Annotated in this window: 12 protein-coding genes and 2 pseudogenes; 7 read left to right on the plus strand and 7 right to left on the minus strand. The window is 58.1% G+C overall.

The window, feature by feature from the left end:
* Nucleotides 1–3 precede the first annotated feature (3 nt).
* Genes V476_RS24435 through V476_RS24445 form a run of 3 tightly spaced genes read right to left on the minus strand, consistent with a single transcriptional unit; the run spans nt 4 to nt 7,201 of the window.
* Nucleotides 4–2,703: a putative virulence factor gene (locus V476_RS24435; protein WP_024960359.1), complete on the minus strand. Its 2,700-nt coding sequence runs from the start codon at nt 2,701–2,703 to the stop codon at nt 4–6.
* Nucleotides 2,700–5,834, minus strand: a complete 3,135-nt coding sequence (locus V476_RS24440; RefSeq protein WP_024960360.1) for a virulence factor SrfB — start codon at nt 5,832–5,834, stop codon at nt 2,700–2,702. Before V476_RS24440 ends, V476_RS24435 begins: the two co-directional genes overlap by 4 nt.
* Nucleotides 5,835–5,845: 11 nt before the next feature.
* Nucleotides 5,846–7,201, minus strand: coding sequence for an SrfA family protein (locus V476_RS24445; RefSeq protein WP_024960361.1), 1,356 nt, complete (start codon nt 7,199–7,201; stop codon nt 5,846–5,848).
* 596 nt (nt 7,202–7,797) lie between these two features.
* On the opposite strand from V476_RS24445, the pseudogene V476_RS29510 reads away from it, so the two are divergent.
* From V476_RS29510 to V476_RS24455, 3 genes and pseudogenes are all read left to right on the plus strand, one after another.
* Nucleotides 7,798–8,568, plus strand: a pseudogene (locus V476_RS29510) (MCP four helix bundle domain-containing protein); the annotation flags it as partial.
* 273 nt (nt 8,569–8,841) lie between these two features.
* A pseudogene (locus V476_RS29515) lies at nt 8,842–9,426 on the plus strand (methyl-accepting chemotaxis protein); the annotation flags it as partial.
* Between the two features lie 242 nt (nt 9,427–9,668).
* On the plus strand, nt 9,669–10,847 hold the full coding sequence (locus V476_RS24455; protein ID WP_024960363.1) for a DUF2252 domain-containing protein: 1,179 nt from the start codon (nt 9,669–9,671) through the stop codon (nt 10,845–10,847).
* A 96-nt stretch (nt 10,848–10,943) separates the two neighbouring features.
* Here V476_RS24455 and tspO read toward each other — a convergent pair whose 3' ends face one another.
* Nucleotides 10,944–11,384, minus strand: coding sequence for a tryptophan-rich sensory protein TspO (gene tspO / locus V476_RS24460; protein ID WP_024960364.1), 441 nt, complete (start codon nt 11,382–11,384; stop codon nt 10,944–10,946).
* Between the two features lie 155 nt (nt 11,385–11,539).
* A complete protein-coding gene (locus tag V476_RS24465) occupies nt 11,540–12,223 on the minus strand; it encodes a GntR family transcriptional regulator (protein ID WP_024665411.1) in 684 nt (227 codons plus the stop codon).
* A 288-nt stretch (nt 12,224–12,511) separates the two neighbouring features.
* Between V476_RS24465 and V476_RS24470 the strand changes: the two genes are divergently transcribed.
* From V476_RS24470 to V476_RS24485, 4 genes are all read left to right on the plus strand, one after another.
* On the plus strand, nt 12,512–13,597 hold the full coding sequence (locus V476_RS24470) for a phosphotransferase (protein WP_024960365.1): 1,086 nt from the start codon (nt 12,512–12,514) through the stop codon (nt 13,595–13,597).
* A 26-nt stretch (nt 13,598–13,623) separates the two neighbouring features.
* Entirely contained in the window at nt 13,624–14,979 is a 1,356-nt protein-coding gene (locus V476_RS24475) for an aspartate aminotransferase family protein (protein WP_024960366.1), read from the plus strand.
* Nucleotides 14,980–15,170: 191 nt separating this feature from the next.
* Nucleotides 15,171–15,839, plus strand: a complete 669-nt coding sequence (locus V476_RS24480; protein ID WP_003426786.1) for a haloacid dehalogenase type II — start codon at nt 15,171–15,173, stop codon at nt 15,837–15,839.
* A gap of 40 nt (nt 15,840–15,879) precedes the next feature.
* Complete coding sequence (locus V476_RS24485) at nt 15,880–17,205, plus strand: NAD(P)/FAD-dependent oxidoreductase (protein ID WP_024960367.1); 1,326 nt, start codon at nt 15,880–15,882, stop codon at nt 17,203–17,205.
* 26 nt (nt 17,206–17,231) lie between these two features.
* On the opposite strand, the gene V476_RS24490 is transcribed toward V476_RS24485, so the two are convergent.
* On the minus strand, nt 17,232–18,302 hold the full coding sequence (locus tag V476_RS24490; protein ID WP_024960368.1) for an alpha/beta fold hydrolase: 1,071 nt from the start codon (nt 18,300–18,302) through the stop codon (nt 17,232–17,234).
* A 377-nt stretch (nt 18,303–18,679) separates the two neighbouring features.
* Nucleotides 18,680–19,249: a TetR/AcrR family transcriptional regulator gene (locus V476_RS24495; protein WP_024960369.1), complete on the minus strand. Its 570-nt coding sequence runs from the start codon at nt 19,247–19,249 to the stop codon at nt 18,680–18,682.
* Between the last annotated feature and the right edge of the window lie 24 nt (nt 19,250–19,273).

Consider the following 19,273-nt stretch of genomic DNA (forward strand, 5'->3'; position numbering starts at 1 on the left):
GAATTATCTCGCTTTGAACGCCTGGATAACGCGGCCCATGGCCTCGTTTTGCTCAGGAGTGATTTCTTTGCCTTTGCGGTGACCGACGTTTTTCTGGGTATGAATGGCAATGCCAGAAATCCAGTCATCAGCGAAAATCACGCTCTGGTCGTCGGCTTGCGCTGCGAGGTGCGGGAAGCGACCTGGCATTTCCTTTTGATAAAAGGCAAACAACGGTTGTTTGGCACCCAGCAGGCCCGTTGGCCGCTGACCCGCAGGCTGGGCGGTGTGCCCGAACCAGGCGGCGAAGTCGTTGAGCAGCAGTTGCGCGGTCAGCACCTGGCGCTGCACCAGGTTTTCTCTGCGCACACCGCTCTGGGCACGTTTGAGCAGCGCGTTGCTGAGCTGCAACGGCAAGTCCAGGCGCTCGGCGCAGACCACCAGTTCCTTGACCAGCAGGGCGATGGCCTCGGCGGGCAGCTCCAAAAGGTCCAGCAGGTGCTGGCGCCGGCTGAGGTTTCGCAGGTGCGTTGCCCACAGGTCGAATGCGGCTCTGGCGAAGCGGTGTTCGTGGCTCTGGTATTGCGGCGCTATGGCCGCTGCTGCGGGCGTTTCAACCGTGGCAGTCGATGCGATGGCCTCGCCGAATATGTCGTATTCCACTTCAGGCTTGCCGACAGCCTGCACCACTGCAGTGACGTCACTGGCAGGGCTGCCGAAATCACCGTTCAGGTAAAGGTCGCGCAACTGCTGTTCTGGCAGCGCCATGTAACCGAGCAGTTCGCCAAGTACATGCTTACCGTGCGGCGTCGTCGCGAACGGACGGGCAATCATGTTGGCGATGACCTTCTTCTTGGCCCGTTCGTCTTCGCCACCGGCTTCGTAGTACTCCTCCAGGCGCGGCAGTAATTGCACCATCAACTCGTCCAGTTGCTCGGCAATACGCTGTAACTTGAAGTCGATGTTGGCGATCGGACTGAACGCCGAGCTGAAACGGGTCATGCCGCCGTCGTTCAGCGTAAGCATCGCTTGCCAGGCTTCCTGCGGCTCCGCCACATGGCGTTTGACCAGCTCACTGTTGCTGAACGCGTGTTGCAGAGCCTGTAGCGCAGTGTGCGATGAGTCGCTGTAAGCGCGTTCTTCACCGTCCGCCGCCAACTCGATGAAGCTGGTCTTGAAGCGCGGCTTGCGCACCAGATAGGTGTTCTTGAAGGGCGTGCTGCCCCATTGCTTCATCCAGTCTTCGTTGCCGAATCGCTCGATCATGGTCAGTTTGAGCATGTTGTCGCAGCCTTCGGGAAACTGCACGGTCTCGCCGTTGAGCGCGCCGCCGATAAAGCCGTCACACATCGTCAACGCCCAGATCAGCCCGCTGGCACGGCCATCGCGCTGCTGGGGACTAGTGCCCTGGGTCTTGTCGATCCAGCTCTTGAGCACTGGACCGACGCTCACCACTTCGCTCTGCTTGAAGGTGCTGGTGCACATCACCAGCGCGTTCATTTCCTGCTCGTTGGTGTAGCGTTCGAACAAGTAAGCGACCTTGCCGCGCAGCAGTAGCCGGGCGACCGGATTGTTGGCGGTGCCATTGCTGTCGACTTCGCTGGCCTCGTTGATGCTCATCAGATTTTGGCGGCTGCGGTAGCCCGGGAAGTCGAGCAGATCGACGCTGTTGACAATCGCGTTGGCCGGCTCGTTGTCCAGACGAAAAATAAGCTCGTTGGTAAGCGCCGCCAGCTCGGCCCTGTTCACCGATACGGCGGGGCGCAAGGTGCCATCATGGGCTGGACGCACCTCTATGGGTGAATCCGCACTACCACCAAGACGGCTGAGAATATCGACGTTGATGATGCTGTTGCTTTGCACCAGTTGCCCGTCACGCTCGGTGACCAGTGCGCTGATAGGCGTAAAGACCGTCTCCGCCAGACCCAGGCGGTGCAGGGCAGAGGCCAGTTGTTCATAGGTTTCGGTCATTTTGCCTATGCCGCCCCACAGCGGCTCGAACAACTGGGCGCGTTCGCGTACGGACAATCGCGGAGCCAGTTTTATCACGCAAGGCCAATAGCGCGCGTTCAGCGGGCGCATGGCGTTAGCGTAATGATGCTCCAGGTAATCCCAGAGCAGTACCACATCGTCACTGCTGACTCCGGGTGTTGGAGCCGCTGCCAATTGTGCTTCGAAGCGCTGCAGAACAGCCTCTATTTGCGCATCGGTGACTTGACTGTCAAGGCGTTGATGATCGAAGTCTTCAAACCAGGCGTTGGCCAGGATGATTGCGATCTCGACCTCGCGAAACAGACGCAGCTCAACCGGAAAGTGAGGGTCCAGGCTTGGGGCAGCAGTGCGGGTGAATCGCGTGACCAGACCGGTAGCCTCCTTGCCGCCGCCCACCGGGTTCACGTGCTTGATGAAGTCCAGTTGCTGAGTACCCAGCCGGGTTAGCAACTGGCCTTTCTCGTCCGCCGCCAAGGCGGAAATCAGGTAGCTCTTGCCAGCTTGCGACAGGCCAAAGAAACCGATACCCATGGGCGTCGTCGAAACCCGCCCCAGGCTGCGGGACAGGTTGCGCGCGCGGTGCAAGTCACGGCTGAGGGCGTCGGCCTTGGTGGCCACTTCTTCGACCTTTTCGGCCACATTGGCGACCCAGTCCAGGGCCAGGCCAGCACCGGTGTGAACGGATGTCCAGGCATGGGCGAGTTGTATCTGTCTGGTGGTCAGAGTAGTCATTTCGGACTCACGCTCCCGCTGTCGAGCCAATAGTTGGAGGCACCACCTTCGGCGCTCAACATGGTGTAGAGCTGTAGTTTCACGTCCTTGCGATCAAAGGACTCGCCGGTGTTACTTTCGATGTTGTCGTCGATCACCAGGGTTTCGGCGATGATCTCTGCATCGCCACGGTCGGCATCTGCGCCATCAACTCGAAAACGCAGCAGCAGGCAGGCTTCCTTGCCGTCCTTGGTCGGTTTGCCCACCAGTTTTCGCGTGCCGCGCTCGGTGAGTTCGATCAGATACAAGGGCGCCGCGACCCAGCGCTCGGCGTTGAGCTGTCGATAACCCAGACGGGTTTTGCCCAGCACCCGCAACTGCGGACCGTCGAGTTGCGGCTCGTGCAATTGCAGGAATTCGTTGCCTTGCGCGTCGCTTTTGATCACATCGCGATAAAGCATGTCGTGATCGATGACCAGATTGTTTTCGTCCAGCTTGCCGATATGGCGCATGGTCGAATACGGCTTGAGCCGGCCCACACTGAAATAGAAGTTCGACACTTTGCGCTGCTCGCTGAGCAGGCACAGCATCGCGCCGACCGCAGCCGTGCTCTTGGGGTCGTCAATCTGGCCATTGCGGTGGAAGGGGTACCACCCGCCGGTACGATAACCGTTCATGGGCACGATGCGCCCCGGTGGCAACGGCACTTTGCGGCGTATGTAAGCCTGCACGCCTGGCAGGCGCGAAGGACGGCCGGTCAGCAGCAGCGCGTCGCAAGGGTACTGGAAGACCACTTCGCACAATGCATCAAGGATCTTGCTCAGGTTGATCTGGCCTTTGAGGAAAGCCTGATGAATGGCTGGCAGATCGATACGCAGCACGACCTGACCCAGCTCGAAGCCATCACGGCCACCATCAATGCGTCGTACGCCACCGGCCACGTATTCGCGAATACGTTCACTGATCGCATCTTTTTCCAGCAAATCAGCAAAGAGGTAGTCGTGAACCGGGCTTGGCAATTCAGGGTCGTACGTTTCGTAGTCCTTGAGCAAGCGCAGGCCCAGCGGTACGAACACTTGCAGGTTGAGCTGTTGGCGCAGGATGGCTTCCTGAGCGCTGGTGCTTTCGTCCCCGCACAGTCGCGACAGGAGCGAGCGCGGTGAAACCACACCAAAATCCCTGAGCGCTTGTTCCAGAGCAGGCAGTACGAACCGCTGGATGATGTCCAGCAAGATGTCATCGCCAGCGACCTTGAAGCTGTCACGAAAGCGCTGCTCGGGGATGATCGAAACGTTGCTTCCGCTGGCCTGTTCTGCACCGCGTTCCAGGGAGTAATCCGTAATGACCAGGTCGGTGGTGCCGCCGCCAATATCGATACTCGCCAGCGTCAGGTGTTCGCGATTGGCCTTGTCCGGGCGTGCCAGCGTGTCGAAGAACTCTTGTGCATGGCCGGCAAAGTTTTCACGAATCTCGGTGTACAGGTAGACGAGCTGACCGCACGTCGCTTCATCCCACTCCACTTTTATGCGCGGCAGCGGCACACGAGGCGCGGGTACTGGCGAATTCAGCCCCTTGGCTTTACTTGGGTCGAGGTCACCTTCGTGCCACCCCATGCATTTCCAGACCAGCGCCAGCGCCTGAAGCAGCCGGTCGTTTAGCAGGCTGCGTTCTACCTGCGGCATTCCCGGCGGTACTGTCAGGATGATGCTGGACAACTGACGAGGGCGTTGGGTGTGCCCCATGCGCGTACGTTGCGCCGGGCTGTTGATTTGCAACAGCGCTTGCGTCAGCACCTCGGCGAGCATGAAGGTCATCAACGAGCTGCGCGAGTATTGCGGGGAGAACGCAGGGAGGCGGTCATCCTCATTCTTGAGTTTGTAGAACGCCTGACCGAGTTTGGTGATCTTGTGCGAGAACGGTGCGGCAGTAGCTTTGGGCTCGCTGTCGGTCTGCACGTAGGAATTGTTGAATCGCCAACCGTGGGTGTAGGCGTTTTCGTCCCACAGATAGCGTTTGGGACTCGACAGGCCGGTAGAGCCCTCAGTACCACGCCGACGGCCCGACAACCGCCCGGCTTCGACGCCGACACGAGCAATCGTCGGCCACTGAAACGCATCATGCCGGCCACTCTGGACCGAGAAATTCTCCTTGCCGAACGACGCCTGGGCAAACTCCACGCGGCTTTCGAACGGCTGGCTGTAGACCCGCTCAGGGTTGACCAGATCGCGAATCTGCAGGATGTAGTTGTGCTTCATCCCGTCGCCGGACTGCCCGTGGTTCTCGATCAGAATGCCGCAGGTACGCGAGTTGCCTACGTCCAGCACCAGATCCACCTGAATCGGCAGGTCTATGGAGTCTGCGCCATTGGCGGCCAGCTTTATTTCCGGGACGACAACGCGTGCCGGTTCACTGCTGCGCTGCTCAGGAATAGGCTTGGCCATGAGGTTCAGCAGGTTGAGGTAGTGGCCGATGTGCCGCTGCTCGACCAACTCTTCTTCAACATCTTCGCTGGGGCGATGCCGGTTGCCTTCACGGTAGATTTCCGCCAGCCAGTCCTGCACCCATTTCTGGTCCAGAAACCAGCGGCTCTGACGCGCGTGGCACGCCAGGCGGAAGGACGAGCCGGCATTGATGTCGTCCCGGGTCGGTGCCAGGTATTGCATACCCGTCGCCGATGCCATCGCGCGCGTGTCGAATGCCAGTGTCAGGCGGTGGGTGTTGCCATCGACATCAGGCTGTTCAAGCTCGATCAGACGAACACGTGCCCAATTGGTCGGACCTTCGTCGTAACGCTCTGGCGGCAAAAAACGAAACACAGGTGCTGGCAGCCACAAGCCGTCCAGCAATTTGAAACTGGACTGCATGCCCAGCGTGAGGTCTTCGTCATCGACTTCGCTGACCAGGCGTTCCTGAGCCTGCGATTGCGCCAGCCGCTCACCGGACTGGTTGGCGGTGCCCACCGGCCCGAAGTGGAAGTACTGCTTGGTTTCCTGGTTCTGCAGCAGACGCGCGATGAGCGTATTGCCCATTTTCGCGAAACGTCCGGCAGGCTCGTTACGCAGATCAACTTTGACGGCGAAGTCCAGAAACTGGATTCCGCTGTCATTGATCAGGTGAACGGTGTCTTCAAATTGCGTCAGTTCTGGCAGCATGGGTACAGCCTTTATTCGCGCCGCATGGACATGGGAAATTGGGTGTTGCTATAGTTGCCATTACAATCAGCGATGCTCTGGGCACCCGGTTTGCAGGACACCTGAGGCATGTCGTAGCCGCTACCGTCAGTGCAACTGGCTTGGGCCTGACTGTTCAATGCCAGATTGCCGCCATTCATGGCCGCGTTGATCGCGCCGGAGCAAGACACGCCATCCGGGCGTCGGATAGTGACTTTGCCCTGGCCTTTCTCGAACGCGTACTCAAGCCGTAACGGCCTGGAAGTCTTGGCATCCATGATCCCGGCACCGGCGCGGTAATTCCCGTTCAGAAACTCTGCAGGACCTTCCGCAGCGTCAGGTGGAATACTCAACGGTGCACCGGGAGTGCTGACCTCGGAAGATTCGGCGCTGGATACTGGCGACTGTGGTGGCTCTTGCTTCTCTGGCTGCTCGGCAGGAACAGGCTCGCTGACTTCCGGCTTCGGCTCGGGCACTGGCGCTACCGCAGGCGATTGGACGGGCGTTTCAGAAGAAGGCTCGCCAGTGGCCACGTTCGCTGTAGAGGGCATTGGCGTAGCGCTGACCACGCTGCTTTCTATTGCCGGGTCTTTTAGCTGAATGCTCTCTGTGGTGACCGGCACGGTTGGCAACGTCACGTCCACGACAGGCAAACAGCCTCTCAGCAGACCAAACAGCAGCAGCGCCAGAATCAGCAGCAACGGCAAAAGCCACCAGAAACGCCGCCACCAGGGCCGAGCCGGCTCTGCAACAAACGGCAGCACTGCCGGAGCTTCCGACACAGGCGTTATTGGCAAGGAGGAGGGTGCGGGGGCTGCTACTCGGGGAGTCAGGAAGTAAAGCGGATCACGATGCCTGTCGCCCTCGTTCTGCACGAAGCCCCAAAACGTCAGAATTGGCTGGGTGTAACGCTCGGCTTCGCCTTGTGCGTTGGTGCGTGTGGCTTCAATCAGGTAAACGTAATTGTCAGCAGGTGCATGCGGGACCAGCCCCAGCAGCTTGCCGAAAATAATCTGATCGCTTTGGCCGCCCTTGTTACCGGCCTGCACCAGCGTCGAGCTCATCTCAGCGATAGCAGTCTTGAAATGATTCAGCTGGGCTCTTGCGACTTCACGCTCGGCTTCTGTCGCCGAGCTCCAGGGCACAACATCACCTTGAACAGGGCTGTACCAGTCGATGACGCTGCCTTGCTCGTTGCTTTTCGGCACGGCGAGGAAATTCACCAGAGACGGCGACTTACGGGTGAGGGCGGCAATGAGTTGCAACGCAGCCTTGTAGACAGGTTGCCCGGTTTCGCCTACAGCAATGAATTCATCGCTTTTGCCAGTACGAAGGAGCGCACCGTGCATACTAAACATTCCCTTGTAATTCAATCCGTTGGCTGACGGTTATACATCTGCAGGCCGCCACATTAGTGGCAAATTGCCGTTGCTGTCAATTTATATGTGCCCTCTGTCTTGGAGGGCCTGGGGGCGGTGTGGCCATGAAGAGTCGGGAGCTACTGCAAAGGAAGCTATCTGTACTTGCAGGTTACTGGCTCTAGCGATCACCGCCCGCACACCGTTATCAACGGATAGCCGTAATCGCAGTGTGCCTTAGTGAAGACAGCCAATGGACGTGATCTAAGCTTTCATTCCTATTTAGAAAATCCTCCCCATGCCGATAAGATCATAGATCGCAGAAAGTCAGTGCTAAATGATTAAGATTTCTATCCTTGAAGACCTGTGAAGTTCACGGTCTAGTGTCCGCGTTACAACGACGCTAGAGCACCTTTCGCCTAGCGAAATCAAGTTTCAACGTTGGCACAATAATTGGATGGCTAGCTTTCATAGAACGATGAGCGATTTATAGCAGTAGCGCGCAGAACCCTCTTGTTACTGCTTACATGAGCACCGCTGGGCTTCCGGGTAGTGACAGCCGTTTACTTAACGATGATGGATAATCAATGAACCTGATAAATCGCACCAGTTTCGCTAAAAAACTCATGGCCGCGTTCACCGTTTGCGCCGTGATCACACTGGCTGTGGGGGGTGTGGGTATGCTCGGTATCAACCGGCTTTCCGATGCCCTTGAGCTGACGTTCTCGAATAATCTGGTTTCAGTGGCCAACACCAACGAGACGATGACCGCCCTGACCACGCATAACCGCGGGCTTTACCGTTTGCTCGATGCCAAGGACACGGCCACGGCGGAGAAAATGCGTCAAAGTATCAACGCCGAGCTTGAGCGTGCGCAAAAAGTCTATGCCATCTACCGCGCGACTCCATTGGAGGACGATGAACGTGCAGCGGGTGATCAGTACGACGCCTTGATGCCAGCCTATATGTCTGCTTCCCAGAATATCTTTGACCTGCAACAGGCCGGCAAACTGGAAGATGCGCGCATTCGTTTAAACGCGCTGGCTGACGGGGAGTTCAACAAGGCTCGCGGCTATCTGCAGATCATGATCGACTCCAACAAGCGCCAAATCAAAGAGGGTGCAGAAGCCGCTGACAGGTTGCAAAGCACCTCGGTATTCATGCTGACCGCGGGTGTTGTCATCGCGTTTGTGGTGGCGATCATGTTGGGTATTCTGATCACTCGCATGATTAGCGGGCCGCTGAGAAGCGCTATTGAAATTGCACAACGTATTGCATCGGGTGACCTGACCCAGAGCGTTTCCAGCACCCGAGGCGATGAAGCAGGGCAGTTGCTCAATGCGATCGGCACGATGCAGGGCAATTTGAAGCGGACCATTCAGGAGATTTCCAGCGCGTCCGATCAGCTTGCTTCGGCTGCCGAAGAGCTTGGCGCGGTCACGGAAGAAAGCACCCGCGGTCTTACTCGGCAAAATGACGAGATTCAACAGGCTGCAACGGCAGTGAATGAAATGACGGCGGCTGTGGAAGAGGTAGCCCGCAATGCGGTGTCTACGTCGGAGGAGTCGAAATCACTGGCAACCGACGCCGCTAACGGGCGGGGCCAGGTGGATAATACCGTCAAGGGCATCGGCACGATGGTCAGCGAGATCACCGAGTCAACGGGGTCGGTCACAACGCTCGCCGGCCATGTCCGGGATATCAGCAAAGTGCTTGAGGTCATCCGCAGCATCGCGGAACAGACCAACCTGCTCGCGCTGAACGCTGCCATCGAGGCTGCACGCGCCGGTGAGCAAGGCAGAGGGTTTGCTGTAGTAGCCGACGAAGTGCGCGCTCTGGCGCACCGCACCCAGGCTTCAACGGTGGAAATCGAAGGCATGATCGGTACCGTGCAGTCCGGTGCCGACGGTGCGGTCGCTGCAATGAGCAAAAGCCTGGCGACGGCCACCAACACCCAGGAACTCGCTCAGCGCGCCGGCAGCGCCCTGGAAAAAATCACCAGCGGCGTGGGGATGATCAACGAGCGTAACATGGTGATTGCCTCGGCGTCCGAAGAGCAGGCCCAGGTGGCACGCGAAGTAGATCGCAACCTGGTCAACATCCAGGAACTGAGCGCACAGTCGGCAGCAGGTGCCAATCAAACGAGCGCGTCCAGTCAGGAACTGTCACGCCTGGCGACTTCGTTCAATACCATGGTTGCGCAGTTCAAGCTGTAACGTTGCGTGCGCAGGTGTATTTCCGGTCGGGTCGTCTGGGCCGCTTTGACCGGGAATACACACTGCTTTCTCTTTTTCTTTTCTTGTTGACGGTCGACCTCGCCAGTTTGCGGGGGCAAAGGGCTTGAGGCAGTTTGAGTCCGGCTTGGACGCTGAAGACAAACAGCGATCAGATATGAAATATCTTGAAACATTCGTGTCACATGAAGAGTCAATGGAATAACCCTCTTCAAGGTTTTCCGATGAAAACGCCTCGCCCAAATACACGTCTCAAATCCCTCATCAACCTGCGCAATCTAAAGATGGCGCGGTCTGCGCACGCGTTCGTGCGAGGCAATACCGCACAGTTCTATGAGTGGCTTCACAGTCAGTCGGGCAGACGTCTGCCCAGCGGTCCGCCGGTCTGGATCTGTGGCGATTGTCACGCCGGCAACCTGGGGCCCACGGGAGATTCGAGAGGGCGCATCGACATGCATATCCGCGACCTCGATCAAGCTGTGATCGGTAATCCTGCCCATGACCTGGTGAGGCTTGGGTTGTCGTTGGCGACAGCTGCTCGAGGCTCGGATCTGCCCGGCGTTACCACGGCAAGAATGCTGGAAGAGATGATGCAGGGCTACGAAGAAGCTTTTTTGGGCGACGACGATGAAGAGCCCGATCGTCCTGCACAAGTGAAAGCCGGCATGCGTAGCGCGGTACAACGCACCTGGAAGCATCTGGCCAAGGAGCGTTTCGAAGGTACACAACCGACCATTCCGCTTGGCAAGCATTTCTGGCAACTGTCCCGTGCGGAACGCGATGCAATCAAGGAGCTTTGCGAAACGCCCGAGATTCATGCGCTGGTGACATCGCTCAAAGGCAGGTCCCAGGATGACCGTGTGCGCTTACTCGACTCCGCCTATTGGGTAAAAGGATGCAGCTCTCTGGGGCTGCTTCGCTACGCAGTGCTGATGGGGGTTGGCGATGAAGAGGATGAAGAGTTCTGCCTGCTCGACGTCAAGGAAGCCGTCGCAGCAGCGGCACCACGTACGGCGAGGGCTCGCATGCCCAGAGACAATGGCAAACGGGTAGTGGAGGGCGCCCGGAACCTGTCACCCGGCCTGGGTAGCCGAATGGTTGCCGTGCGAATGCTGGATCATTCGTTCTTCATACGTGAGCTGCTTCCTCAGGACATGAAGCTGGAACTTGATGAGCTCACTGAGCAAGAGGCCATGCAGGCCGCAGCGTATCTCGCAAAAGTGGTTGGTAACGCCCACGCCAGACAGATGGACCTGGCCACACGCGCGGCGTGGATCAGGGATCTGCAAGCCAATCGGTCCGATACCCTGGACGCTCCCTCCTGGCTATGGTCGAGTGTCGTTCAACTGGTCGGCAGTCACGAGCAAGGCTATCTTGAGCACTGTCGGCGCTACGCGCTGTAGCGCCTTATGAATGCCGAGATGAGCGGAACAGAATTCAGTTAATCGATATTCCGCTCATATTCTTGGGGAACGCATAAGGCAGTCAGCGTCAGGCACTTATCGGTTGTGGCGAAGAATGGAGAAGTTCAGCGCCGCTGCCACCGAGAGCCAGACCAGGTAGGGGAACAAAATCAGCCCGGTGATGATGTCCAGTTGCGAGGCCATTACGATCATCGCGGCAACCACGATCCACAACAAAACCAGAACAACCATCGCAGCAACGAGGCGGTTCGCGCCAAAGAATACCGGCGTCCACAACGTATTCAGCGCAATTTGAGCCGCCCACAAGGCCAGCACGATCTCGCTGCCGGGGATCAGCGTCAGGCGATAGCCTGCCCAGGCGAGAAGCAGATAAATCGTCGTCCACGCCACCGGAAACGCCCAGTCAGGCGGGGTGAAGCTCGGTTTTTCAAGAGATTCGTACCATGCTCCCGGCTTGAAGATGATGCCGGTTGCTCCGGCGGCGCAGCAGGCTAGAAGGAAAATGAAGAAGGTCATGGGTTGTCCTGGGTCGAGGGCTTATGAGGCTGATCGGTGGTAGCGATACCCAGGTTTGACGCCTTTGCGTTGAAAAGGTCCGTTTTTTTGATGTGAGGGGCAGGGCGTAGGGGTGCAATTTCCCAGCATCGAATGACGAACGATGTTGCACGGCTTCACAGCGATTGCCGTCTCTCGAACTGTGCGCGTAACAGCTTGGCGCTCAAATCCTCCCAATGCTCGACGAACGCCGTGCGGGCTGTTTCGAAGTCACGGCTGCGAAGGCAGGCTATCAAGTGCTCATGGTCTTTGACGATTTGCTTGGGGTCCTCATAACAGGGTTGTTGCAGTACCAGCAGCAGCTCAATCTCGCTCTCCAGCATGGCATAGCTGCGCTGCAGGCGCGCGCTGCCACTGGCACGGATAATCGCTCGGTGGAAGTCGCCATCAGCGGTGACAATGTCGGAGCGTGGGGTGTCGGGTGCGGCATTGCGCAGTCTTTCCACGGCGTCCAGCGCATCAGCCGGGACCGTGCCATTGAGGATAATCATGCGCACCGCTTCAGTTTCCAGCACGCCACGCAGCCGGGCAATGTCGACGATGTCGTCCGGGCCGAACTGGGGTATGCAGAATCCGCGATGAGGCACTTTCAGCAGCAAGCCGAATGACACCAGCAACTGTGCCGCACTGCGAAACGTGTTGCGCGCCACTTCATACTCTTCCGCCATCTTGACGTCCCGCAGGAATTCGCCTGGCTCGAAGTCACCGTTCAGGATCCTGGCCTTGAGCTTCGCAGCCAGTGCTTCGACAGCCGAGAGCCTGGCTGGGGATGTTTCGATGTTTGCGCTGGAAAGAATCATGGTAACCACGACGGGGGTTGGGGCTCGGTAGAGTGCTCGATTCTAGTACGACTGGGTGTGCGGACACCAGTAAGCCATCAAGCTTCTTTTAAATCTGTACAACAATTTAATTTTTTAGAAATTTTTTATATAATTTCAACCATATGATTATTATGACTTTTTAAAAGATATCACCTGAAAACCAGGCCTTTCAGCTGCAATATTCGCTTCCAATCAAAATAGTTGTAGCACAATATCTGCGCATCGACGTCGTGCCATGCACGGCTTTGCCGGCCCAGGAGTCCAGCGATGCAAGTGATTGGGAAAGATCAGTTCAGCGAAAGCCTTATCGCCTTGCAGGGCGATTTGGCGGCGCCTTTCACGCCAGTGTCGCTGGAAGAAGGCCGGCGTATCGTGCTGGAGCAATTTGGTATCAGCGCGCAGTTGACGCGATTCGCCACAGAAAAAGACGATACGTTTCGCTGCGATTGTTCAAGCGGTCAGTCCTATGTGCTCAAGATCGCCAACCCGCAGGAGTCGCCCATTGAGCTGTCGCTGCAAATCGAAGTCATGCAGCATATCGGGCGCAGGGCACCCCAGCTGCCGATTCCCAGGGTTTACCCCGCGCTGGACGGCGGGTACCTGACCACTGTTGTAACCGCAAGCGACGAGTCAAGGCAGGTAAGGCTTCTGAGCTTTCTGCCAGGTACACCCTTGGACAAAACCACCCTCAACGCCCAAGGGCGCGAGCAGATCGGCCAATTGCTCGCGCACCTCAGGCTGGCCACTGCCGACTTCGTCCACCCGGCAGAGTCCCGCAAGGTGTGCTGGGATGTGCAGCACCTGCGGGTGCTTGAGCCTCTGCTCGATGGTGTCGTCGAGCCCGCGCGTCGGCACTCGCTGGAGCGGGCGCTCGAACGCTTTGGCGAGGTGGAGGGTTTGATCGCCGGATGCCGACAACAAGTACTGCATAACGACTTCAATACTTCGAACATCGTCATCGATGCGCATCGCCCGCAGTGTGTCGGGGCGATCATCGATTTCGGCGACACCGTCAAGACCGCTATTGCCATCGATGTGTCCACGGCCATGATGAACCAGTTGCTCGCAGTGCAAACCGGTCAGGACGTCGATATCTTTGCCCCCGCCAAGGACCTGCTCAGAGGTTACCTGCACGTTGCCGACCTCACGCCTGAGGAGCTGGCGCTTATCCCTCATCTGGCCATGGCGCGCCTGGTTGCCAGAGCGTTGATTACCACCTGGCGCTCGCAGCTTTTTCCGCAGAACAGTGCCTACATCTTGAGGAACGCGGCGCCGGGATGGGGCCAGCTGGACTGGCTGCTTGACCGGTCACCGTCACAGATGTCAGCGCTTCTGATGCACTTCGCCCACTGATTCATCCATTGCTTAGGGGGTTTTAAATGAGTAACTCAAACATCCAGGCTGTCCGTGGAGACATGCCTAACGGCTTCAACCCTGCCAACGTCGATCGCCTCGACCCTGCTGCACGTGAACACATTCAGCGTCGGATCGATTTGCTGGGGCCTGCCTATCGGTTGTTCTATAACGAGCCGGTGGGTGTCGTGCGTGGCAAAGGGGCTTATCTGTACGACAAGGACGGCAACGAGTACCTGGATGCCTACAACAACGTGGTGTCGGTGGGGCATTGCCATCCGCGCGTTATCGCTGCCATCACTGAGCAGATGAATAAGCTGTGCAGCCACACTCGTTACATGCAGGACGGCATTCTTGACTACGCCGAACAGCTGCGCGCCACGGCGGACGGAGAGATGGGCGCCGACGGGCACTTGATGTTCACGTGCAGCGGTTCGGAAGCCAACGATCTTGCCATCCGCATTGCACGGCATCACACCGGCAATACGGGCGTCATCGTCACCGCCGAGGCCTACCACGGCAACTCGGCGACGGTAGCGGCCTTTTCGCCGTCGCTGGGTCTCAATGCCAAGCTCGACCCGTTCGTGCGACGGGTGCCTGCTCCGGATTCCTATCGCATTCCACGTGAAGCACTGGGTCGCTACATGGCCGACCAGGTGGCGGCGCAGATCCGCGATATACAACGCCATGGCGGCGGCGTCGCAGCATTCATTGCCGACTGCCTGTTCTCGTCCGATGGCGTTTTCTGTGATCCGGTGGATGTATTCGGGCCGATCGCCGAGGTAGTGCGCAAGGCTGGAGGCCTGTTCATCGCCGATGAGGTCCAGTCGGGGTTTGGTCGCAGCGGCACGCATTTCTGGGGGCATCAGCGCCACGCGGTGGAGCCGGACATCATCACCATGGGCAAACCCATGGGTAACGGCTACCCGGTGGCGGGGTTGATGGTGCGTCCGGAGGTAGTCGCAAGCTTCGGTCGCGACATGCGCTATTTCAATACCTTTGGCGGCAACAGCGTGGCGATTGCGGCCGCCCAGGCAACGCTGGATGTCATTACCGAAGAGCAGTTGATGGCCAACGCCAACCGTGTGGGCAGCCTGATAATGGCCGGACTCAAGGACCTGGCTGCACGGTATGAGCACATTGGCGACGTGCGAGGCACCGGCATGTACTTCGCCGTCGAGCTGGTAAAGGACAGGGCCAGCAAAACGCCCGACATGCAGACTGCTCTGCGCCTGGTCAACCATCTGCGAGAAAAACGGGTGCTCATTTCCGCCACGGGACCCGATGCGAGCATTCTGAAAATTCGCCCGCCCTTGATCTGGACAGCCAGGGAGGCGGGTCGTGTGCTTGACGCTTTGGAAAGCGCTTTTGCCGAGTTGTAAAGCCCACCCCGGCGTCTCGACAAAGTCTGCTGAGACGTGCCTTTTAAACGGTGTTTTGTACCAAGCAACCCTGCATTTAACCGCTTATTTACGGCCTCATGGTGGTGTAATGACCCCATGATGGCCAGATGCTCGGCACACCACAGCGGTTTGCGCCGTAATGACCTCATCACTGATCAAGGACCGCATTCATGAGCGATCTTCGCCCTAAGTACATCACCTTCGACTGCTACGGCACATTGACCAATTTCAAAACCGCAGCCCTGACGCGCGATCTGTTTGCCGATCGCATACCGGTTGAGCGGATGGAACAATTCATCAAGGACTACGCGGCCTATCGCCTGGACCAGGTCATGGGTGACTGGCTGCCTTATGATCAGATTCTAAAGATAGCCCTGGCGCGCACGTGCAAGCGCTGGGGCATCGAATACCGCGACGAAGGTCAGGTGTATTACGACGCCGTGCCGACCTGGGGGCCACATCCTGATGTGCCGGCGGGTTTGGAGAAAATCGCTGGCAAGATTCCCCTGGTGATTTTTTCCAACGCCATGGACGAACAGATCATGTCTAACGTCGACAAGCTCGGCGCACCGTTTTACAAGGTCTTCACCGCTCAGCAGGCCCAGGCCTACAAGCCACGTCTGGCGGCGTTCGAATTCATGCTCGATAACCTGGGCTGCGGGCCAGAGGATGTGCTGCACGTTTCGTCGAGCTTTCGCTATGACCTGATGTCGGCCCATGACATGAAGATCAAGCACAAAGCTTTCGTGGCGCGGGGGCATGAACAGCCGGCCAATGCTGCTTTCGGCTACCACCAGATCGCGGATATCGGCGGGCTGGCCGGGCTGGTCGGGCTCTAGCAACAGGTTTCTCTTTTGAACTCATGTGGATAACCAGAACATGCCAGCACCTTTAACTCCCGTGCATACCTCTGCAGATCTGCCGGCGGAGGCCGATGTGGTTGTGATCGGCGGCGGTATAATTGGCGCGTTTACCGCCTATTACCTTGCCAGGCGCGGCATGAAGGTCGCACTGGTCGAAAAGGGCCGCATAGGCGCCGAGCAGTCAAGTCGTAACTGGGGCTGGTGCCGCCAGCAGAATCGCGATGCGCGTGAATTGCCGATGGCCACCAAAAGCCTGGACCTGTGGGAGCAATTCGCGGCGCAATCCGGTGAACAGACCGGTTTTACGCGGTGCGGCTTACTCTACCTGAGCAACAACGAGCAGGAACTGGAAGGGTGGGCGCGCTGGGGCGAGTTTGCGCGGACCGTCAACGTGCAGACCCAGATGCTCAATGCCGAGCAGGCCGCCGAACGGGGCAGGGCAACAGGCAAGCCTTGGAAAGGCGGGGTGTTTGCGCCTACCGATGGCATTGCCGACCCGTCCCGCGCAGCCCCCGCAGTCGCGCGCGCGATCATGGCACTGGGCAGTAGCGTGCATCAGAATTGCGCCGTGCGGGGCGTCGAGACCGAAGGCGGTCGATTGTCGGCAGTGGTCACCGAAAAAGGCACCATCCGCACTCGGCTCGCAGTGCTTGCCGCAGGCGCCTGGGCATCTTCGTTCTGCCGCCAGTATGGTATTCGCTTCCCACAAGCGACGATTCGTCAAACCGTGCTTTCAGTCTCCGCCCCGAGCCAGGAAATTCCCAGCGCGCTGCATACCACCGGCGCGTCCATGACCCGCCGCGTTGATGGCAGTTACACGCTAGCGATCAGTGGCCGGGGGCGAGTCGATATCACGCCGCAGTTGCTGAGGTTCTCTACCCAATTCCTGCCAATGTTTCAGCGCCGCTGGCGCAACCTTGCCCCTGGGGGGCTGGAAGGCTGGCAAGCAGGCCACGAAAGCTTGAAGCGCTGGCGCCTGGACCAGCCCACGCCGATGGAGAGAATGCGCATTCTCGACCCAAGCGCTGACGCCTCCGCAGTTGCGCTGACTTACAAGCGCGCGGTGGAACTGGTGCCGGCACTGCAGGGTACGTCGATCAAGGCGTCCTGGGCCGGTTACGTGGACAGTACGCCGGACGGCGTTCCCGGTATCGGCGAAATGGCCAGCCTGCCTGGGCTGGTGATCGCGGCCGGGTTCAGCGGGCATGGCTTTGGCATTGGACCGGGCGCGGGTCATCTTATTGCCGATATTGTCAGCGGTGTGAGCCCCATTGTTGATCCGCGTCCTTATCACCCGGACCGTTTTCAAACGTCTGCCTGGGGCAAGGTGGCGGACTTTTGAGCTGAAGCTGGGGCGAGGGGGTGGATTTATTTCACCTTTTCAGTCTCACGCATGAATTGCCCCAGCTCCTTGCTATAAAACTTCGCCATGCTCGTGGTGCCGTGACCACGGGTGTCGGCACTGGCACGGATAAGTAATAGCCGTGCGTGCTTGAGTTCTTTCATCGACGCCTCCATCAGACCTGTTTCCGGCGGGATGCGCTCATCGTCCGCCGAATTGATGGCCAGCACCGGCGCCTGGATTTTCTTCAGACCGGGGGTTGCGTTGAAGTCGGCGGAAGATTGCCATTGGTAGATAAAGTCATTGGCGTCGGCGGTTTGTGCAGCGCTGAGGCGTTCATCCACCAGCTTATCGGCCTGAGCGCGGGTCGGGGCAGCCGCCTGATACGCCAGGGTGCCGCCACTGGTCGCCACGCTGAACATCGCGTTTGCCAAGCGCAAGGAGGGTGGTTGCGTGCTGTAGTTACCGTTGTTCCAGGCCGGGTCTTGCTTGATCGACTCCACCAGCAAGCGGCGCATCATCCAGTTGCGGGATGACATTTCGGTGGGTTGGGACGCCATGGGCACCAGTGCGTCCATCATCTGCGGCCAGTTCTGGCCCCACATCCAGGTTTGCATGCCGCCCATGGAGTTGCCGATGATCAGCCTCAGGTGCTTGATACCCAGGCCTTCGGTGACCAAGCGATACTGGGCTTGAACCATGTCGTCGTAGTTGTACGTCGGAAACCGGGTGCGCAAGCCATCTGATGGTTTGCTGGACTGGCCCATGCCGATGCCATCGGTGGAAATGATGTAGTACTTGCTGGCGTCCAGCGGTTGACCAGGGCCAAACAGTTCCCCGCCAAAATCCTTGCTCAGCATATCGCTGCCTGGCCGATAAGTGCCGTGCAGGAAGAGGATGGCGGGATTCTTGGGATTGCCAAGGGTGATGTAGTGCAGTTTGAGGTTGGCGAGTTTCTCACCGGTATGGAAGGTGAACTGCGGGGCAACCCAGTCGCCCTCGGTCGCGGCGGGTAAGGGCGCGGCACTGATGGCGGGGCCGAATAAGGCTAGAGAAAACAACAACCCGATCGAGGGACGTGAAATGAATCTATGCATGGTTGTGTCCTATTATTTTTGTTTTAGGAGGTCCTGCGCTTCGATGCCTGCAGGAGTGATCACTTGGCTAATCCTCAGGGCGAGACAATCATGGCGCAACGTGGACGGGTGTCGATACGGGGATCTTCGTTCCCATCCTGTTTTGTATTTTTGTCAGGGCGTAATGGGGATTGGGGGGATAACCCCCTAACGATCAGATAATGTTAAGTTAATTTTTATATACCATTATTTAACATCTTGGCGCGATTGTGTCGCTGTTTGTAATGGAGACAGCGGACCATCAAGTCCGACACCGGCTGCGCGCTTTCGGAAAACTTCGCCAAGCTATGCAGAAGGTATTATTCACCGCGGCCACTGGCCTCGGCCCAACCGCATGATCAAGAGGGGCGTGGGACCAGTCCTGATTCCTCATAGCTCGCTATCAGGTCATCGAATTGGTGAATGTCCGCGCGCGTTCGTGCAATAAGTTGCGCACCGGCAACAGCCGTATAGATCGCCCGGGACCGTCGCTCGCGGGATTGCGCATCCCCCCAACCAGCGTCTTCCAACACTTGGATCAACCACGCCACGTTTATGTCTGCAAATGCCCTGACTTCAGCCGCAACCTCTTCAGGCAGATCTTCGTATTCGGCTGCCATGAAGCTGGAAAGGCAAAGTCGGTTAGCATTCTCCAGTGACGTCCTGAAGATTGAAGGAAACAGCTGCAAGCATTTCCATGGATCAGAATTAGTCGTCCGGATTTGCGCCAGCGCAGTCGATGTGTCTTGCCAGTAGCGGCGGGCAACCGCAGAGCCCAAGGCCGCTTTGCTAGGGAAGTGGTAATAGATACTCGCATTCTTGATGCCGACTTCATCAGCGATGCTTCTGAAATTGATCCCACTATAGCCATGCAGCTGCGCAGCGGATTTTGCCGCTGCCAGGATGGCTTCTCGCGCATTTTCGCTCACCTTACAACCTCTCTCTGGTTTCTC

Source organism: Pseudomonas syringae KCTC 12500, assembly GCF_000507185.2.
In the GTDB taxonomy this organism is placed as follows: domain Bacteria; phylum Pseudomonadota; class Gammaproteobacteria; order Pseudomonadales; family Pseudomonadaceae; genus Aquipseudomonas; species Aquipseudomonas syringae.

Excerpts from the sequence above, each read along its gene's own strand:
- V476_RS24435 (WP_024960359.1), bottom strand. The coding sequence starts at position 2,703 with ATGACTACTCTGACCACCAGACAGATACAACTCGCCCATGCCTGGACA.
- V476_RS24440 (WP_024960360.1), bottom strand. The coding sequence starts at position 5,834 with ATGCTGCCAGAACTGACGCAATTTGAAGACACCGTTCACCTGATCAAT.
- V476_RS24445 (WP_024960361.1), bottom strand. The coding sequence starts at position 7,201 with ATGCACGGTGCGCTCCTTCGTACTGGCAAAAGCGATGAATTCATTGCT.
- V476_RS24455 (WP_024960363.1), top strand. The coding sequence starts at position 9,669 with ATGAAAACGCCTCGCCCAAATACACGTCTCAAATCCCTCATCAACCTG.
- tspO (WP_024960364.1), bottom strand. The coding sequence starts at position 11,384 with ATGACCTTCTTCATTTTCCTTCTAGCCTGCTGCGCCGCCGGAGCAACC.
- V476_RS24465 (WP_024665411.1), bottom strand. The coding sequence starts at position 12,223 with ATGATTCTTTCCAGCGCAAACATCGAAACATCCCCAGCCAGGCTCTCG.
- V476_RS24470 (WP_024960365.1), top strand. The coding sequence starts at position 12,512 with ATGCAAGTGATTGGGAAAGATCAGTTCAGCGAAAGCCTTATCGCCTTG.
- V476_RS24475 (WP_024960366.1), top strand. The coding sequence starts at position 13,624 with ATGAGTAACTCAAACATCCAGGCTGTCCGTGGAGACATGCCTAACGGC.
- V476_RS24480 (WP_003426786.1), top strand. The coding sequence starts at position 15,171 with ATGAGCGATCTTCGCCCTAAGTACATCACCTTCGACTGCTACGGCACA.
- V476_RS24485 (WP_024960367.1), top strand. The coding sequence starts at position 15,880 with ATGCCAGCACCTTTAACTCCCGTGCATACCTCTGCAGATCTGCCGGCG.
- V476_RS24490 (WP_024960368.1), bottom strand. The coding sequence starts at position 18,302 with ATGCATAGATTCATTTCACGTCCCTCGATCGGGTTGTTGTTTTCTCTA.